We start from the raw sequence: 17032 nt of genomic DNA, 5'->3' as shown, positions 1-17032 counted from the left end.
GAAAAAACAAGAAAATTATTAAAAAGGGGTTGACATAAGACGAAGTTGGGTGTATATTATAAACATAATCAGCACTCACCTAAGAGGAGTGCTAACAAAATACTTAAAGGAGGCATTTATATGTTTAGATTAACACCTTATGCACGTGGACAAGTTTCAAGGAGAAGCAATGATTTTTCAGACATTTTCAGTATGTTTGATGATGTATTCAACGATTCTTTGTTTCAATCTCGAGCATTAAATTATGGCTCATTTAAGATTGACATCAAAGATAACGATCAAGAATACATACTTGAAGCGGATCTTCCGGGTGTGAAAAAAGAAGACCTGACCATTGACTATAAGGATGACCAACTATTGATTCAAGTAGAATGTAAGGATGAAGTCGATGAAGAAAAATCCAACTACATCCATAGAGAAAGAAAAATATGCTCTATGCAAAGAATGTTTGGGTTAAAAGACATTCAGGGTGACAAAATTAGTGCTAAGTTAGACAATGGCGTATTAACCATAGTAGCACCTAAGAAAGAAGAAGTGGATAATTCTATTCGGATTGAAGTTAAGTAAGAAAAGACAATCGATTAGGAAGACTTAAATAAAGATGTGTAATTCATTTAAATGGCATAGTTGCTAATAGTGGCTATGCCATTTTTTCGAGCTTCTGTTGAAAAGCCATATTATATGTTAAAATATAACTGTACACAAAGGAGATGGGAAACAATGAAAACAAAACTGTTACCGGGTATCATCGGTGGTTTTATTGGTTTTTTAGTTGGTATTTTTGTTGGTGGTTACTTGGGTTTGGTGGTGGGTGGCACTTTTTTAGGTGGACTCGAAATCTATGAACATACTGGTATGCAAGGCTATGAGTTAGCCGCTTATGTGGGAGCAATAATTGGTGCCCTTGTAGCTACTGTATTAGGCGCCAAAATTGCATTGAAGATTGCTTATAAAAAGGATAAGAATAAATAGTTCCAAGAAAAAAGGTAAGTCAATATCAACTATGAGGTTCCTAGAAGCACCCAAAAAATTCTCTAAGCTTAGATGGCTTAGAGAATTTTTGACGTCTTACCCAATAATTAATCTACTTAGAACTTGTGTTAAAGTAACGAGTCATTTGCGCCGCTAGATTCTGAATCGGCATACTTTGTAAAGAAATATGGCCGGGACCGGTAAGGGTGGTTAGAAAAAGACCTTCCCCACCTAAAAAGATATTCTTAAGACCTTTAACCATTTCTACGTTATAATCTACAGATGCATCAAACATGGCTACATTACCGGTATCCACTTTGAATTTTTGCCCCGGCTGTAGAATATATTCTTCAATGTGGCCATCAAATTCTAAGAAAACATGTCCAGGACCGGTGATTTTTTGTAAAATGAAACCTTCACCACCAAAAAAACCTGCGCCAAGTTTTTTTCTAAAGGCGACTTCAAGCTTAACATTAGAAGTTCCAGCAAGAAAGGCTCCCTTTTGGCAAATAATGGTTTCTCCTTCTTTGAGCTCTTTTGCAACTATTTTACCGGGAAAAGAAGAAGGGAATGCGATGATGGTATTGTCTGCTTTTGATGTAAAGGTATTAAGGAAAACAGATTCACCGGAAAAAGCTCTTCCAAGTCCACCCATTATGCCCCCCTTCATGTTGGTATCCATGGTGATGTAGTCACTCATCCAACCCATAGCGCCCGCCTCAGAAACCAAGGTTTCATTAGCGTTCAAAGTACATACAACAACAGGCAGTGTTTGACCTTTGATTTCATACTTCATAATTAGTTACCTCCTAGTGTTAATATATTTTTATAAAAAAGCATACCGCTTAATCCTATTTTATCACTATAGGAGAAAAAAAAGAAGTGTGTCTAGTATATGATTTTAAGAAACTTGTTCCCTAACAAGCAATTTGCTATAATGAAGTTGGTTCCCCACCTAAAATACCGAGACAAAAATGTAAATTAAAGAAGGTGAGCTTATGTTTGACATACAAGCAGAATTAAACAAACTGCCCTTAAAGCCCGGCGTTTATATTATGAAAGACAATCAGGATGAAATCTTATATATTGGTAAGGCCATAAAATTACGTCACAGAGTTAGACAATATTTTAGAAAGTCAACGCACCACACGAACAAAATCAAACGTATGGTAGCAAGTGTGGCTTCTTTTGAATACATCGTAACAGATTCAGAACTGGAGGCATTGATACTAGAATGTAATCTCATTAAGAAACATCGACCCAAGTACAATACGATGCTAAAAGATGATAAGCATTACCCTTATATCAGGATTACCCTTGGTGAACCGTATCCAAGAATTATGATTGCAAGGGAAATGCAAAAAGATAAGTCGAAATATTATGGACCCTACACAAGTAGCTTAGCAGCAAATGAGACCATTGAGTTACTTAGAAAAATCTATAAAATAAGAAACTGTAATAGAATTCTACCAAGGGACATTGGTAAAGAGCGAGCATGCCTATACTATCATATCCATCAATGTGATGCGCCTTGTCAGGATTATATATCTAAGGAAGCATATAGAGAACAAGTGCATCAGGCCATTGATTTTCTAAACGGTCACTATAAAGAGGTCATTGAAATGTTAGAAAAGGCCATGTATAAAGCCTCAGAGGAAATGGATTTTGAGAGGGCAGCGGATTATCGGGACCAACTTCAAAGCGTTCAGACCATTGCTCAAAAACAAAAAATAATTGACGGTGCTATGGAAGACAAGGATGTAATAGCATTTGCAAAATCAGAATCCGAGGCGATTGTTCAGGTTTTTTTTATACGAAATGGGAAAATGATTGGAAGAGAACATTTTCGACTGGAAGGTATAGAAGAATTAAGTAACAGTGATATTATGGGGATTTTTGTTAAACAATTTTACTCAGGAACACCTTATATTCCAAAAGAACTGATGCTTCAAGAGGCGCTGGATGAAGCCAATATTATTCAATCTTGGCTATCTAGTAAACGTGGGCAAAAGGTATATATCAAAGTACCTAGAAAAGGTGAAAAATCCAGATTGGTAGAGTTGGCCGCTGAAAATGCAGCCTTAACTCTAAACCAATTTGGGGAGCATATAAAGAAAGAGGCAGCTAGAACCAAAGGGGCCGTTGATGAGATTATGTCATTATTAGGTATAAAAACCCCGATTGACAGAATAGAGGCTTTTGATATATCCAATACCCAGGGATTTGAGTCTGTTGGCTCAATGGTTGTTTTTGAAGAGGGTAAACCTAAAAAAACAGATTATCGTAAATTCAAGATAAAGCATGTGAAAGGGCCAAACGACTATGCTAGTATGGAAGAAGTGCTAAGAAGACGATTCACCCATGCCTTAGAGGAACAGAAAGAAATCCTAGTTAAAAAACTAAATCCCGATGTGGGTAAGTTTGCAAGGTTGCCCAATCTAATCTTAATGGATGGCGGAAAAGGACAAGTGAATATTGCTCTAAGTGTTCTTAAGGATCTAGAACTAGATATTACCGTTTGTGGTATGATTAAAGATGATCAACACCGAACAAGAGCCTTATTGTATGAGAACCGGGAAATAGTTATGAAGAAGCGTTCCGAGGCTTTTAAACTCATCACCAGAATTCAAGATGAAGCCCATAGGTTTGCCATTGACTATCACAAAAAATTAAGAAGTAAAGCCCAGGTAGCATCTATACTAGATGATATCAAAGGTATTGGGCCTTCGAGAAGAAAAGCGCTGATCCTTCACTTTAAATCAGTTGCTCATATACAGGAAGCGAGTATAGAAGAACTAAGCCAAGCCCCGACAATGAACAAAATGATAGCACTTAGGGTGTATGAATTCTTTCATAAGCAAGAAGAAGAGATAGAAAATAATTAAGATGAGAAGCATTAAAAATGTCTAGTGCATAAAATGTTTATTTATGATACTCTATATAAGTAAAACTTTGGCTAGAGGCTTGAGTTTAGAATCATAAGATGGTTAAAGGGTCAAAGCTTAGCCATAACATGGAGGATGAACATGTATTCTGTAAAGTTATCGGATATTATCATTAAAATGAAACTAACCAATTTAACACCGGAAGTCGACATATCCAGTTATGAAATATCCCAGTCGGATGTTAACAGACCTGCGTTGCAACTGGCCGGTTTTTATGACTATTTTGATGCAGACCGAGCACAGATTATCGGTAAAGTGGAATACACTTTCATTGAAAATATGGCACCCTATCAAAAACTGGAAACGTTTGAAAGACTATTCGGTTCAAAAATCCCTTGCCTAATATTGGCGAGATCACTTGAGCCGGATGAAGATATGATTGCGATTGCAGAACGTCATGGTGTACCCCTTTTACAGACTAAATTATCAACATCTTATTTTTTATCAGAACTTACCAGATATCTAAAAGTGGAACTTGCGCCGAGTATATCCATTCATGGTGTATTGGTGGATGTATATGGTGAAGGTATATTGATAAAAGGTGAGAGTGGTATTGGAAAAAGTGAAGCGGCACTTGAGCTTATTAAGAGAGGTCATCGGCTGGTAGCAGATGATGTGGTTGAAATCAAAAAAGTATCGGATGACACTTTACTTGGAACTTCACCGGATATTATTAGACACTTTATTGAAGTTCGAGGTATAGGTATTGTAGACTGCAAAACATTGTTTGGTGTTGAATCCGTTAAGGAGAGCCAGACCATTGACTTGATTATTAATTTGACAGAATGGGATAGACAAAAAGAATACGATCGTCTAGGGTTGGAAGAGGAATATGATGAAATACTGGGTAATAAAGTTGTAAGTCATACCATTCCCATTCGACCAGGACGGAACTTGGCGATTATTGTTGAAAGTGCAGCTATTAACCATAGACAGAAGAAAATGGGTTATAATGCAGCGGTGGAACTAAACAACCGTGTGACCGGTAATCTATTACGTCGTTCTCAAGAGAGAGACGAAGAAAATGATAAACCTTAGAGTAAATAAAAACCATTGATAGCATATAAGGAGGCAACATGTACAATATTGGAATAGATTTGGGTGGCACAAACATAGCGGTAGCTATTGTAACCGAGACAGGTGAGATTGTAAGAAAAGGCTCAACACCAACTTTAAACGATAGAAAATACGATGCTATTGTTAAGGATATGGCAGAGCTTTGCATGAAGTTAATGGCAGAAGAAGGGCTTAAGACAGAAGATATTCACTCAGTAGGTATTGGTAGTCCAGGCACACCGGATCCGGTTCATGGTGTTATCGTTTATGCGAATAATTTGCATTTTAATAACGCACCTATACGTCAGGAATTTCAAAAATATTTGAATTTACCGGTATATGTGGAAAATGATGCCAACGTCGCTGCCCTAGGTGAATATGAGTCCGGTGCAGGAAAACTATATAAGGATTTTGTCGCCATTACTTTAGGGACAGGTGTAGGTTCAGGCATCATAATAGATAGAAAAATAATCAGCGGAAGTTGGTATGGTGGTGCTGAAGTGGGACATATGGTTATTCAGTATGGTGGTGAACCCTGTACCTGTGGACGTAAGGGTTGTTGGGAAGCCTACTCTTCAGCTACAGGTCTCATTAGAGATGCCAAAAAAGCGGCCAAAGAAAATCCGAAATCAGCAATGAATACACTGTTAGAAGGTAATCTTGAAAAAATGAACGCTAAAATACCTTTTGATGCAGCACAAAAAGGTGATAAAGTAGCCCAAGAGGTCATAGATAGTTATATTGGCCATTTGGCCGTTGGTCTTGTAAATGTCATCAACATATTCCAACCGGAAATCATTGTTTTAGGTGGCGGTGTTTCCGCACAAAGAGAAAATCTTATTATACCTCTTAAGAAAAAAATCGTAGATGAAATTTATGGTGGAGAAGCGGCATTCAAAACCAAAATCGAAATAGCACAACTTGGCAATGATGCAGGCATTATTGGAGCAGCCATGCTTTATAAGATTAACGAGGTATAGGTAAAAGTAAGTCAGATGCCTTATATTCACTAAGTATCTGAAGTGATATTAATTAAAGGGACGTCTTAGACGTCCCTTTAATTAATATGGTTGATATAGAACATTTACAGTATTTGAGCCCTTATTCTTGGAATCGGTCAATTAACTCTTTATTGGTCATGCTACCATCATCCCAAAGATTTTCTTTGATTTCTTGGACATTTTTTTGTTTCTTTTTCTTCTCAGCTATGAGTAGGGCTTTTTCTTTAGCACGACGCATGTCCTCAATTTGTCTTTTTTTATTCATGATTTCCTGATTGTAGGCACGTAGAGCTTCTGCTCTTTTTTGTTCTTTGACGAGCGCGGATTTGGATCTACCTTTTATGAGAAGATAGATAAATATGAGGGTAATGAAGCTGACCGTGATAAAAGTGTAAGAAGACAAACCGAGTAGAAGCAGAAGGGCGCTTGCGATAATGCCTATGCCAAGTATGCGAATCATACTTCGTGAAATCGTATCATTGTAGAATAAGGCATTTAATATAGCACTATGCAGAGTGTTATTGGCAGACATATTGATACCGACAAATAATAATATTATGGTAAGGGTTAAAGTGAGTTCGGGTTGCATATAAGACCTCCTTGTCTTTTAAGTCAAAGCGAATGGGTCACAAGTGGTTATCGTCATAATCTGCAACCTACTAAATAGTCTATTGTCCTTATTTTTAGGAACTGACTTTGGAAAATGCCATAAATCAAGGGGGATATCTTTTATGAAGAATTTTAAAACATACCTAGGTTTAAGTGCCTTAGTTGTAATTCATGTCATAGCGAATAATATCACCAGAAAAAATTTACTGACTTTGGAACCTATAGTAATCAGCATGGTTTCCCTGTTTTTGGCAACCCTTGTTATTTGGTCCCTACATTTTATCTTAGGAAGAAGAATAGACTTAGATTTCAAAAAGGTTTTAACTCTAAGTGTTGGTGGCATATTTGGCATAGCAGGTTTTCATATATACCTTAGCATGGCCTTAGAGGCTACGAGTCTAGATATTGCTCTGCTCTTTATAGGTGGTATACCTCTTATGACCCTTGTAGCTGCTTTGCTAATCGGAAAAAAAACAAGGTTCAGAAATATATTCTGGGTACATTTCGCCCTTTTGGGGGTTATGTTGATTAATATTCAGGCGATGCGTTCAATGATTTTTATGCCAAGAACCATAGGGATCATGCTACTTGGGAACGTGTGCTTAGTTTTTTATACCTTGTTTAATGAAAAGATGTCCCTTAAATATGAGTTAAGAGAAATCGTATCCATTCAGGTCACGACAGGTAGCATTACACTTATATTGTTCTACATATACAAAATGGAGACAGTAGCCTATGAGCTTAAGGAACTAATCGTCGCATTCAGGGACTTAAAAACAGTGGGGAGCATATTTTTTTTAGTGTTATTCTCAATATGCATTAGTCATTATTTTTACAACCATGCACTTAAAAAAGTAGGTGCGGTTATGACGGCCTTATTCATTAATTTGATTCCGGTTATAAACTTGTTGTACAAATTATTCATAGATGATAATCAGCTCAGGTTTACCGGTATCTTAGGAAGTCTTATGATTTTGCTTTCAATTTATGTGATTGAAGACATATAGGTTAGTGTGTTATAGGGATAGGATCAGTCATCCTTCTTATTTTTGTCCATTTCATCCAAAGCTTTTCTCCTTATATGGATAAAAACATTAACCAATATTAAAGATGGTATGACATAGTAAACAAAAGTGTCTAAAACTCTTGGCATGGTTGTAGGAAGCATAATCTTGAAGTGAGACCAAAAGACAGAAAAAGTCATGGCATAGATGGTCATGTGATAGAGCTGTTTGATTTTTAGACCAAGTCCCAATAGGGTTCTAAGTAAGTTGGCAATCATAAGTATGAATAAGCTGTTAAAAAAGAAATCCACCAATGATATGAAAAACTGAAAAATCATACCAACAGGTATAGCAAGTAGAGCACTCATGACCATAGCCTCTCTTATGAGCACAGAGGAAGTATTGGTCCCATAAGGATTATAGAAATTATCATAACCGTTAACCAGAGGCGAGATACCATCTCGAATGATAATGAATCGATTCGGTGTTAATATAAGTGCATTCTTATAGGCCAGCATATCATTAATATTTAATACACCCTGTCCGTCTATTATGATGGGAAAATCAAAATAGAAAATGCGATAAATCTCTGTGCCTTCTACTTCTAATTGACCTTCAACAAGGCTGAAATTCGGTATAATTCCAGCATCATAAGCTGCTATGGTCTTATCAAAACTGACTTTAAGATTGTAGCTATTGTAGCCGCCGACGACAACAGAAAGCAACAGAATAAATAGGATGATATAGCCAAAAGCTTTTCTTAACGGCTCTTGTAATATTTGAATATAAAATTCAGATGGGACGAGGCTTTTGCCAATTTTGCCAATCCAAGTGTACTTTTTCATAAAAACCTCTTTCTAATCAGATGTTATTACCATTATAGGCAAAGGGTTATTAAAGAACAAGTCTTTTTTCAGTGAAGCATGATAATAGGGTATAATGAAATGTGAATTTATAATTAAGAAAATGGTAATAGAATTGTAACCTTATGCGGTTGTAAGTGGATTTTGATTCCCTTATAATAAGATAGATGGTTAAGGTGTCAAAACTATATAGTTGAACTTTTGCATACAATATATAGTTATGAATGCATCAACGTAATCTATATATTGTATGTAAATTTAGTGAAACTTAGTTTTGACCCTTTAACCATGATAGTGATGACTTAAGCCTTATATATACAGATTGGATGTTTATATACAGGTTGTCTAATAGATTGGAGAACAACATGTCGGCGTATAGATTATTAGCACCTTGCCTTTTTGGACTGGAATCGGTTTTGAAGCAAGAAATAAAAGATTTGGGTTATGAAGTGATAGAAGTTGAAGACGGACGGGTCATTTTTAAGGGAGATGCCCTGGCTGTTTGTAGAAGCAACATATGGCTAAGGACAGCAGAACGGATTATGATTGAGGTGGATCGCTTTGAGGCAAGAAGTTTTGAGGAACTTTTTGAGAAAACTCAAGCCATAGCCTGGGAGCAATATATACCTTTAGACGGTAAGTTCTGGGTTTCAAAAGCATCATCCATCAAGTCGGAATTGTTTAGTTCAAAAGACATACAAAGCATTGTAAAAAAAGCAATGGTGAAGCGTTTGGGTCAGTTTTACAAAGAATCATGGTTTGAGGAATCAGGTGCATCCTATCCAGTACGTATATTTATCAAGAAAAACATGGTCAGTGTGTGTTTGGACACTTCTCTTGAAGCCCTACATAAAAGAGGTTATAGAATCATGACATCAAAAGCGCCCATATCAGAAACACTGGCGGCTTCTTTGATTCTATTATCCGTTTGGAATAAGGACAGAGCTTTTGTAGATCCCTTTTGTGGCTCAGGTACTTTGGTCATTGAAGCCGCTATGATTGGTGCCAATCTTGCCCCTGGCCTAAACCGTAGTTTTGCCGCTGAAGGATGGAAAAATCTAATACCCAAAAATCTTTGGATGGAAGCAGTGGATGAAGCCAATAAAAAGTATGATCCAAATGCGTCATTAAATATTCAAGGGTTTGATATAGATGGTGATATTCTTAAAGTAGCTAGGGAAAATGCAGTGAATGCAGGCGTAGAGAGCTTTATACATTTTCAAGAAAGAGATGTTAAAGAACTAACCCATAAGCGAAGATATGGCGTCATCGTGACGAATCCACCTTATGGTGAGCGTCTATCAAATACAAGTGAAGTAGAAGACTTATATAAAACGATGGGTCAAAGCTTTACAAGTTTGGAAGATTGGTCTTATTATATTTTGACCTCATTTGAAGAATTTGAAAAGCATTTTGGACAAAAGGCACAAAAGAAGAGAAAGCTATATAACGGGATGTTAAAAACCAATTTATATCAGTATTTAGGTAAACGCCCACCCAAGATAGAAAGAGCTGATAGCTAATGAAAAGAATTATATGTTTTATTTTACTATTGGTCATGATGAACATGAGTCCGGTAACCAGGTGGGTACCGACAAGCTCTGTCATGGCATCCACTTTAGATGTTTATCTGAACAATCAGAAGGTGGAATTTAATGCAGATTACGGAATCCCTTTTATAGACCAAACAAACAGAACCTTGATACCCTTTAGAGCGGTACTAGAAGCTTTTGGTGCCAATGTTCAGTGGATAGATAACAGTAAAGTTGCGGTGGCTACAAAAGGCAGTGTAGAAGTTCGTGTACCGATTGAAAAAAATCATATTATAAGAAATACGAAACTCATTGAAATAGATACAAAAGCGGTCATAATCAATAACCGTACCTATATTCCCATTCGAGCTGTTATGGAGGCCTTCGGTTCTAATGTAGAATGGGTTGAAAGCCAAAAAAGAGTTAATGTAACTTATACAGCGGCACCGATTATCAGTCGGCTACCGGAAGTATATGACCTTAGAAATATAGGTAAGGTTACGCCGGTCAAAGACCAATTGGATATCGGAGCCTGTTGGGCCTTTGCTACTTTGGGTGCGATTGAGTCATCTCTTTTGCCGGGTCAGGTTTTTGATTTCTCGGAAGACCATATTAGTCTTAATCATGGTTACAACTTAACACAAAATGAAGGTGGCGATTTTCAGATTTCTCTTGCTTATCTTGCAAGGTGGTCTGGACCTGTTCTAGAATCAGAAGATCCTTATGGGGACGGAAAAACCAATCCAAATCTAAAAGCTGCGGTTCATGTTCAAGAAGCAATTATATTACCGAACAAAGACTACTCAGCTATAAAAAGAGCAATTATGAAATATGGTGGTGTACAGACATCCATTCATATTAGAGATATAGCCCAACAGGAACTTGGCGATGCCTACAATCCTAAGACCTTTGCTTTTTACTATAAAGGTCAATCCTTACCTAATCATGATGTGGTAATAGTTGGATGGGATGACACATACAGTGCAACCAATTTCACAACACCACCTAAGAGAAATGGAGCGTTTATTTGTCGTAATAGCTATGGATCTACATTTGGTGACCAAGGTTATTTCTACGTATCCTACGACGACGTTCTTATAGGTAAGGAAAATATTGTTTATACAAAAATAGAATCAAATAAAAATTATGATAACATTTATCAAAGTGATTGGTTGGGATGGGTTGGAAGAATAGGATTTGGTAAAGACACAGCTTTCTTTTCAAATGTGTACACTACAAATAAAAAAGAAACACTGGAAGCTGTTAGTTTTTACGCAACAGACATGGATACCAGTTATGAGGTTTATGTTGTAGAGCAATTCGAATCCGAAGCGGATTTTTCAAAGAAAAAGCTTATAACACGAGGGGCATTCGATTATGCAGGCTATTATACAGTTAAGTTTAATACAGGCATTCCTGTGGATGGTACATTTGCAGTCATAGTTAAGGTGACGACACCGGATAGTTTGTACCCGGTAGCGGCAGAATATGATAAAGATGTAGCTTGGTTAAAAGATGTAGATCTCTCAGACGGAAGAGGTTATATGAGTTTTGACGGCTTATCTTGGGAAAGCACTGAAAAGGTATTAGAGAGTAATGTATGCTTAAAAGCATTTACAAAAAATTAGAAAAGGTATGATATTAAACATAGTATACGATTAGAACAATGAGGGACTTCTTATGGCCAAAAGATTTCAGATGTTATTAAACATACTAAAAGAACAAAATAAGGTATACATACAGCCACACAATATTCCGGATCCGGATGCAATTGCTAGTAGCTTTGCCTTAGGCATGCTTCTTGAACGGTTTGGGATACCAAGTAAGATCATATATGGTGATCGGATTGAAAAAGCCAATTCCAAACGTATGGTTGATATGTTTAATATTAAGCTTGAAAGTATTGAGGAAGGCTTTTTCATAAATAAGGAAGATTTCATTATATTCATAGATGCTCAAAGAGGCAATTCTAATCTGACGGATTTGCAAGTTAAGCGGGTTGGGGTCATCGATCATCATAGTAACATGAGTAAGGCTAAGTATGAATTTGAAGACATTCGCACTGAAATGGGCGCATGTTCTTCTATGGTTGCAGGGTATTACCAGGAGATGGGGGTGGAACCTTCTCTTGAGGCTGCAACCGCAATGGTTTATGGTATTATGACAGATACAGATAATCTAACCAGATATAATAATAATGCTGATGCAGAAATGTTTTATTGGCTTTATAAGTATGCCGATTTTACTATGATCAAAAATTTACGTATGAATGAAATTGGCAAAGAGGATATATATGCCTATGCCAAAGCCTTACAAAACATTGAAATCTATGGTAATATTGGATTTATACATATTGAAGATTGTAATGACTCTTTGCTTGGAACCATCAGTGACATGGTTTACACCATTGAGGGTGTTGCAATCGTAGTATCCTATGCTAAAAGAGAAGACGGCATCAAGTTTTCAATTCGTAGTGGTCTTAAAGAGGTTAGAGCCAATGACTTGGTACGGTATATTTTGAATAATCAAGGCGTTGGTGGTGGACATGAAGAAATGGCAGGAGGGTTCATTAGGAAGAGCGAAATGCATTTTTTGGAGAATAAAGAACTCAATACCTATGTTAGGTATAGAGTCCTCTCTTATCTTGAGAAGGAAAATAGTTTATAAGGAGGTGTTGCATTGGATTATGAAACAGTTGTTATGGAAGGGTATAATGAGAGCCCGATATTAATAAGAAAATGGACACCTAAAGGCAAGATGAAAGGCTGTTTACATATTTTACACGGTATGGCTGAACATTGTTTAAGGTATGACGATTTTGCAAAATATCTTTGTAAACAAGGTTTTGTTGTTTGGGCTCACGATCATCGTCAACATGGATACAGTATCGGTCATCATGAAGCCGGATTTTTTGATAGAACGGATTCTTGGGATGCCATTGTTGAGGATGTTGGTATTGTTCAAAGAGCGTATAACAAGTTATATGTTAACCAACCTATGTTCATGCTAGGGCACAGTATGGGGTCTCTTATTCTTAGAAGCTACCTTCAATCCCACCAAACACAGCTTTCTGGGGCCATAGTTATGGGATCACCCATAACTTCCAAGTTATTAGCAAAGCTAGGTATTATACTTAGCCGTTTTTCTGAGTATATAAAACCGAATCAACCCAATCATTTCCTCAATTATTTATCTGTTGGTGTGCATAATAAGACAGTCAATAATCCTAAGACACCTTTTGATTGGATTTGCTCTAATCCTGAAACCGTTACGTCATATAGCGAAGATCCACTATGTGGATATAATTACACCCCCAGTTTTTACGAGACCTTGTCAAGAGGTACGCTAGAAGCCAATAATACCATGCTTATGCGTGGCTTTCCCAAAATCAAAACCTTGTTTATTTCGGGAGAAGCTGATTCAGCAGGTAAGATGGGTGAGGGTATAAAAAAACTCAGTGAAACCTATAGAAACTTGGGTATTGACCATGAACTTATATTGATGCCGGGTATGCGACATGAAATATTAAATGAAGTAAATAGAAATGAGACCTATGAAAAGATTCTTGATTGGCTGAATCAAGCTTTAGTATCAACAACATGACACCCATGTGCATTATATGGGTGTCATGTTATAAACTCAACTTTCCCCACTTGGAGGAGTTCAAATAGGTAAAGGAAGAAAAAAATGAAAAAAAACGACTTAATTATTATAGGGAGTGGCCTGTTAATTGCATTATTGGTTTATTTGATTATGGCAGTGGGTCAAAAGAGTTTAGAGACAGATCATTTGAATGTCGAAGTCTATGTAGATGGGGAATTGTTAGAGGTGTTACCCCTAGATGAAGACGGCATATTTACTTATGAAACAGAGAATGGAAGGAATGTACTTGAAATCCATGATCATAAAGCGAGTATTATTGAAGCAACCTGCCCAGATCAAATCTGTGTAAGCAGCAGTGATATTTTTAGGCCGAATCAGAACATTGTGTGTTTGCCTTTTCGTTTTCATGTTCTAGTGCAAGGAGAAGGTGAGGTAGAGTTTGATGCAATTTCACAATAAATTACCTCTGCGACGTATGATTATTCTAGGATTATTAATTGCCATTGCATTGGTTCTTAGTTATTTTGAAAGATTTATTCCTATAAGCTTTGCGGTTCCTGGCATAAAATTAGGCTTGGCCAATGTCGTTACCTTATTGGCTATTAACTTATACCGACCCAAAGACGTGTATTTTCTAGTTGTTTTAAGGGTAATATTGGCATCCATATTTATTGGTAGCATGATGAGTCTTTGGTATAGTATGGCAGGTGGCTTGTTAAGTGCAACCGGTATGTTATTGATGTCCAGTATCCCAAAAGACAAGGTGAGTATTGTAGGCATCAGTGTGGTTGGTGCGATTTGTCATAATATTGGTCAAATTATAATTGTATCCATTATAACGGGTAGTGCCTATGTTGCTATGACCTACTTTCCGATACTTGTAGTGTCGGCAGTCGTGGCCGGTATCTTTATTGGCTATGTGGCAAAGGCAACAAAACCCTATCTGGCAAGGATTGTATTAGATCATATCAGTTAGCATTTTGATGTGTATATTTTTTGAACAAGTATTACGGTTAGATTAAAATGACGGCAGAAGACTTTATTAATCCTATTAACTTTGTTATAATTTAGGTTGTTGAACATGCGTCGGCACTAAACCGTTTAATCTGGATGCCACCTCAAAGGAGAGTATATGATGAAGCGATTCATAAGTCTTTTGGTGCTTACTGCACTTATTATAAATTTATTTCAAATCACCGTTTTTGCAGGCAATCAAACCAAAGAACTATACCTTGAATACGACCAAAATGTATATAAATACGATAGCAGGCTGGTCACCGTTGTCATTAATGAGAAAGAAATCAAGACCGGTGATATGCCGGCAGTAATCATAGGAAACAGAACTTTGGTGCCCGTAAGAGAGATTTTTGAATCAGATGCTATTGGCGCTAAGGTGGAATGGAATGGCAAGACGGAAGAAGTATACATCACTTACCGAGATCAATTTATTGTCTTAGCCATTAATGATAAAACGGCATATGTCAATGGAAAACCCCATGAGTTGGATGTACCGGCTAAGCTGGTGCGAGATCTTAACAAAGACCATCCAAAGACCATGATTCCCCTTAGATTTGTTTCAGAAGTCTTGGGCTTTGAAGTGGATTGGGATAACAGCAGTTATACAGCCATGTTAACCAACGCGGATTTGGTTGTAGACATGCCAAAAGAACCTGAAGTGCCTGAAGTAACGGAACCTGAAACCAATATTATAGACGGTGAAAAGTTGGAAGGCATCACAGGTGAAGGTGCAAACAAAACCTTACCGACAGAACTTAAAAACACACCTGTTCATTGGTCAGCAACCAAAGAACAAATGGAAGCCATTTCATCAAATAAAGACTCTATAGCCCTTACAGCAGAAAACCATCCTGAGACCAGGATTTCAGACATTTCTTATGATACATCCGGTTCTATGAATCGATTTGTGATTAAGGCAACCTCCGCTATATCGGAGGTGAAATATACCTTATGGGATAAAAAGCTTGTCATTGATATATCAAGTTCCGTATCCGGTTTACCAAGTGAGAAAAAATATGACTCAAATCCTATATTGACAAGTATTAGGTCCAGCCAATACAGTACGAATCCTAATGCAACACGTATCGTGTTCGATTTAAAAAATGAATCCATCAAACTGGATGTAGCATTTAATAAGAATCGTACAGAAATTCTTGTAACAACTTCGGAAAATAATATTCACGATATTCTACTAGGACAGAATAATCAAGGTGATTTTATTAGTGTTAAAGGTGTAGCGGCACCGGATGTGAACATTTTCCGTCTTTCAAATCCGGATCGTGTGGTCATTGATTTTGCCAATACAACATCTTTGCTTGGGACCAAGGAAAGTGAAGCATCTGGTCAGTATGTAGAGAAAATACGAACCGCTCAGTTTGAGGCAACCAAAACACGTATCGTTGTTGAAACCGATGGTCAAGCGGATTATGAAGTGGTAAAATCAACCGGTGACGAAACAATGATTCAGTTTAGAGAACCTACTTATGAGAATATTGAGTATAAAAATGAGACCAAACCTGTAATTGCCTTAGAACATGTGGATGTCGCCATAGATATGGATGGTATTATCTATGAAAATGATTACAGAAATAAAACTTTCTATATTACATTAGCAGGTAATTATGGGAATGTATTTGGAAAAGGCTCAGTTAAAGTCCATGACGGCCTAATAGAAACCATAGATATTTCCCAAAACAGTAAAGATCAGACCCAAATCATCATCAAATCAAATACAATATATGAATACAGGATTGAAGAAGTCGGTGACCGGATTGAGATTAAAGCCTACAGACCTAGAGAGCTTTTTGACAAAATTGTTGTCATTGATGCAGGTCATGGCGGACGTGACCCAGGCGCAGTAGCTAATGGCTTACTTGAAAAAGATGTTAATCTGAAGATGCTTTTGTATCTCAAAAATCATTTAGATGCAGATACCAACATTAAAGTCTACTATACAAGATTAACGGATACATTTCCATCTTTGCAGGAAAGATGTGATCTTGCTAATGAAGTGGGAGCGGATTTCTTTGTAAGTATCCATAACAATGCTTTTAATGCAAGTCATAACGGTACAGAGACCTTGTATTTCCCATCAAGTGCACAGAATAAGCTAACATCACCAAAATTAGCTCAGATATTCCAAAAGAATATAGTTGCTTATACAGGCATGATGGACAGAGGACTCAAACAAAGAGAGAATTTATACCTTCTTAAGAATACCAGCATGCCGGCAATTCTTGTTGAGGTCGGATTTTTAACCAATGTAGGTGATGCGGCCAAACTTAAGGATGAGAACTTCCTGAAAACATCAGGAGCGGCTCTATATCAATCGATTCTTGAAACTTTTGAGACTTACCCAACGAAGCGATAAAAAAGGAGGCTGATTCAGCCTCTTCTTTTTATTGCAACTTTAACTTATAGGAAGTATTA

At 37.0% G+C, this 17032-nt stretch carries 16 protein-coding genes; 13 read left to right on the top strand and 3 right to left on the bottom strand.

Going from position 1 to position 17032, the window contains the following annotated elements:
• Positions 1–120: 120 nt before the first annotated feature.
• The gene (locus P0N36_RS07805) at positions 121–567 is read left to right on the top strand and encodes an Hsp20/alpha crystallin family protein (protein ID WP_275842284.1); all 447 of its coding nucleotides are present in this window, start codon (positions 121–123) and stop codon (positions 565–567) included.
• Between the two features lie 153 nt (positions 568–720).
• Entirely contained in the window at positions 721–972 is a 252-nt protein-coding gene (locus P0N36_RS07800; protein WP_275842283.1) for a hypothetical protein, read from the top strand.
• A 112-nt stretch (positions 973–1084) separates the two neighbouring features.
• On the opposite strand, the gene P0N36_RS07795 is transcribed toward P0N36_RS07800, so the two are convergent.
• Positions 1085–1768, bottom strand: coding sequence for a TIGR00266 family protein (locus P0N36_RS07795; protein WP_275842282.1), 684 nt, complete (start codon positions 1766–1768; stop codon positions 1085–1087).
• Between the two features lie 202 nt (positions 1769–1970).
• Here P0N36_RS07795 and uvrC point away from each other — a divergent pair, with 202 nt between their 5' ends.
• The 3 genes from uvrC (at position 1971) to P0N36_RS07780 (ending at position 5953) form a co-directional block, all read left to right on the top strand.
• Positions 1971–3857: an excinuclease ABC subunit UvrC gene (gene uvrC, locus P0N36_RS07790; RefSeq protein WP_275842281.1), complete on the top strand. Its 1887-nt coding sequence runs from the start codon at positions 1971–1973 to the stop codon at positions 3855–3857.
• 141 nt (positions 3858–3998) lie between these two features.
• The gene (gene hprK / locus P0N36_RS07785; protein WP_275842280.1) at positions 3999–4955 is read left to right on the top strand and encodes an HPr(Ser) kinase/phosphatase; all 957 of its coding nucleotides are present in this window, start codon (positions 3999–4001) and stop codon (positions 4953–4955) included.
• Positions 4956–4993: 38 nt separating this feature from the next.
• Complete coding sequence (locus P0N36_RS07780; RefSeq protein WP_275842279.1) at positions 4994–5953, top strand: ROK family protein; 960 nt, start codon at positions 4994–4996, stop codon at positions 5951–5953.
• 121 nt (positions 5954–6074) lie between these two features.
• Here P0N36_RS07780 and P0N36_RS07775 read toward each other — a convergent pair whose 3' ends face one another.
• A complete protein-coding gene (locus P0N36_RS07775; protein WP_275842278.1) occupies positions 6075–6563 on the bottom strand; it encodes a hypothetical protein in 489 nt (162 codons plus the stop codon).
• 142 nt (positions 6564–6705) lie between these two features.
• Between P0N36_RS07775 and P0N36_RS07770 the strand changes: the two genes are divergently transcribed.
• Positions 6706–7590 carry a DMT family transporter gene (locus P0N36_RS07770; RefSeq protein ID WP_275842277.1) on the top strand — a complete coding sequence of 295 codons (885 nt, stop codon included), beginning with the start codon at positions 6706–6708 and terminating at the stop codon, positions 7588–7590.
• A 23-nt stretch (positions 7591–7613) separates the two neighbouring features.
• Here the strand turns inward: P0N36_RS07770 and P0N36_RS07765 are convergent, their stop codons facing one another.
• Complete coding sequence (locus P0N36_RS07765; protein WP_275842276.1) at positions 7614–8432, bottom strand: DUF1189 family protein; 819 nt, start codon at positions 8430–8432, stop codon at positions 7614–7616.
• A 383-nt stretch (positions 8433–8815) separates the two neighbouring features.
• Between P0N36_RS07765 and P0N36_RS07760 the strand changes: the two genes are divergently transcribed.
• The 7 genes from P0N36_RS07760 to P0N36_RS07730 all read left to right on the top strand — a co-directional run bounded on the left by P0N36_RS07760 (position 8816) and on the right by P0N36_RS07730 (position 16973).
• Positions 8816–9973: a THUMP domain-containing class I SAM-dependent RNA methyltransferase gene (locus P0N36_RS07760; RefSeq protein WP_275842275.1), complete on the top strand. Its 1158-nt coding sequence runs from the start codon at positions 8816–8818 to the stop codon at positions 9971–9973.
• Complete coding sequence (locus P0N36_RS07755) at positions 9973–11610, top strand: lectin like domain-containing protein (protein WP_275842274.1); 1638 nt, start codon at positions 9973–9975, stop codon at positions 11608–11610. Before P0N36_RS07760 ends, P0N36_RS07755 begins: the two co-directional genes overlap by 1 nt.
• A 52-nt stretch (positions 11611–11662) precedes the next feature.
• Positions 11663–12649, top strand: a complete 987-nt coding sequence (locus P0N36_RS07750; protein ID WP_275842273.1) for a DHH family phosphoesterase — start codon at positions 11663–11665, stop codon at positions 12647–12649.
• 12 nt (positions 12650–12661) lie between these two features.
• Positions 12662–13585, top strand: a complete 924-nt coding sequence (locus P0N36_RS07745; protein ID WP_275842272.1) for an alpha/beta fold hydrolase — start codon at positions 12662–12664, stop codon at positions 13583–13585.
• Positions 13586–13669: 84 nt separating this feature from the next.
• On the top strand, positions 13670–14044 hold the full coding sequence (locus P0N36_RS07740; protein ID WP_275842271.1) for a NusG domain II-containing protein: 375 nt from the start codon (positions 13670–13672) through the stop codon (positions 14042–14044).
• Positions 14028–14561 (top strand): Gx transporter family protein, encoded by a 534-nt coding sequence (locus tag P0N36_RS07735; protein ID WP_275842285.1) that lies wholly within the window; start codon positions 14028–14030, stop codon positions 14559–14561. Before P0N36_RS07740 ends, P0N36_RS07735 begins: the two co-directional genes overlap by 17 nt.
• A gap of 156 nt (positions 14562–14717) precedes the next feature.
• A complete protein-coding gene (locus P0N36_RS07730; RefSeq protein ID WP_275842270.1) occupies positions 14718–16973 on the top strand; it encodes an N-acetylmuramoyl-L-alanine amidase in 2256 nt (751 codons plus the stop codon).
• The last annotated feature ends 59 nt before the right edge of the window (positions 16974–17032 follow it).

Source organism: Petrocella sp. FN5 (assembly GCF_029210395.1).
Taxonomy (GTDB): domain Bacteria; phylum Bacillota; class Clostridia; order Lachnospirales; family Vallitaleaceae; genus Petrocella.
This window is presented reverse-complemented; position numbering and strand designations above follow the sequence as displayed.

Excerpts from the sequence above, each read along its gene's own strand:
- P0N36_RS07800 (WP_275842283.1), top strand. The coding sequence starts at position 721 with ATGAAAACAAAACTGTTACCGGGTATCATCGGTGGTTTTATTGGTTTT.
- P0N36_RS07805 (WP_275842284.1), top strand. The coding sequence starts at position 121 with ATGTTTAGATTAACACCTTATGCACGTGGACAAGTTTCAAGGAGAAGC.
- P0N36_RS07780 (WP_275842279.1), top strand. The coding sequence starts at position 4,994 with ATGTACAATATTGGAATAGATTTGGGTGGCACAAACATAGCGGTAGCT.
- P0N36_RS07770 (WP_275842277.1), top strand. The coding sequence starts at position 6,706 with ATGAAGAATTTTAAAACATACCTAGGTTTAAGTGCCTTAGTTGTAATT.
- P0N36_RS07740 (WP_275842271.1), top strand. The coding sequence starts at position 13,670 with ATGAAAAAAAACGACTTAATTATTATAGGGAGTGGCCTGTTAATTGCA.
- P0N36_RS07730 (WP_275842270.1), top strand. The coding sequence starts at position 14,718 with ATGATGAAGCGATTCATAAGTCTTTTGGTGCTTACTGCACTTATTATA.
- P0N36_RS07750 (WP_275842273.1), top strand. The coding sequence starts at position 11,663 with ATGGCCAAAAGATTTCAGATGTTATTAAACATACTAAAAGAACAAAAT.
- P0N36_RS07765 (WP_275842276.1), bottom strand. The coding sequence starts at position 8,432 with ATGAAAAAGTACACTTGGATTGGCAAAATTGGCAAAAGCCTCGTCCCA.
- uvrC (WP_275842281.1), top strand. The coding sequence starts at position 1,971 with ATGTTTGACATACAAGCAGAATTAAACAAACTGCCCTTAAAGCCCGGC.
- P0N36_RS07795 (WP_275842282.1), bottom strand. The coding sequence starts at position 1,768 with ATGAAGTATGAAATCAAAGGTCAAACACTGCCTGTTGTTGTATGTACT.
- P0N36_RS07755 (WP_275842274.1), top strand. The coding sequence starts at position 9,973 with ATGAAAAGAATTATATGTTTTATTTTACTATTGGTCATGATGAACATG.
- hprK (WP_275842280.1), top strand. The coding sequence starts at position 3,999 with ATGTATTCTGTAAAGTTATCGGATATTATCATTAAAATGAAACTAACC.
- P0N36_RS07735 (WP_275842285.1), top strand. The coding sequence starts at position 14,028 with ATGCAATTTCACAATAAATTACCTCTGCGACGTATGATTATTCTAGGA.
- P0N36_RS07760 (WP_275842275.1), top strand. The coding sequence starts at position 8,816 with ATGTCGGCGTATAGATTATTAGCACCTTGCCTTTTTGGACTGGAATCG.
- P0N36_RS07775 (WP_275842278.1), bottom strand. The coding sequence starts at position 6,563 with ATGCAACCCGAACTCACTTTAACCCTTACCATAATATTATTATTTGTC.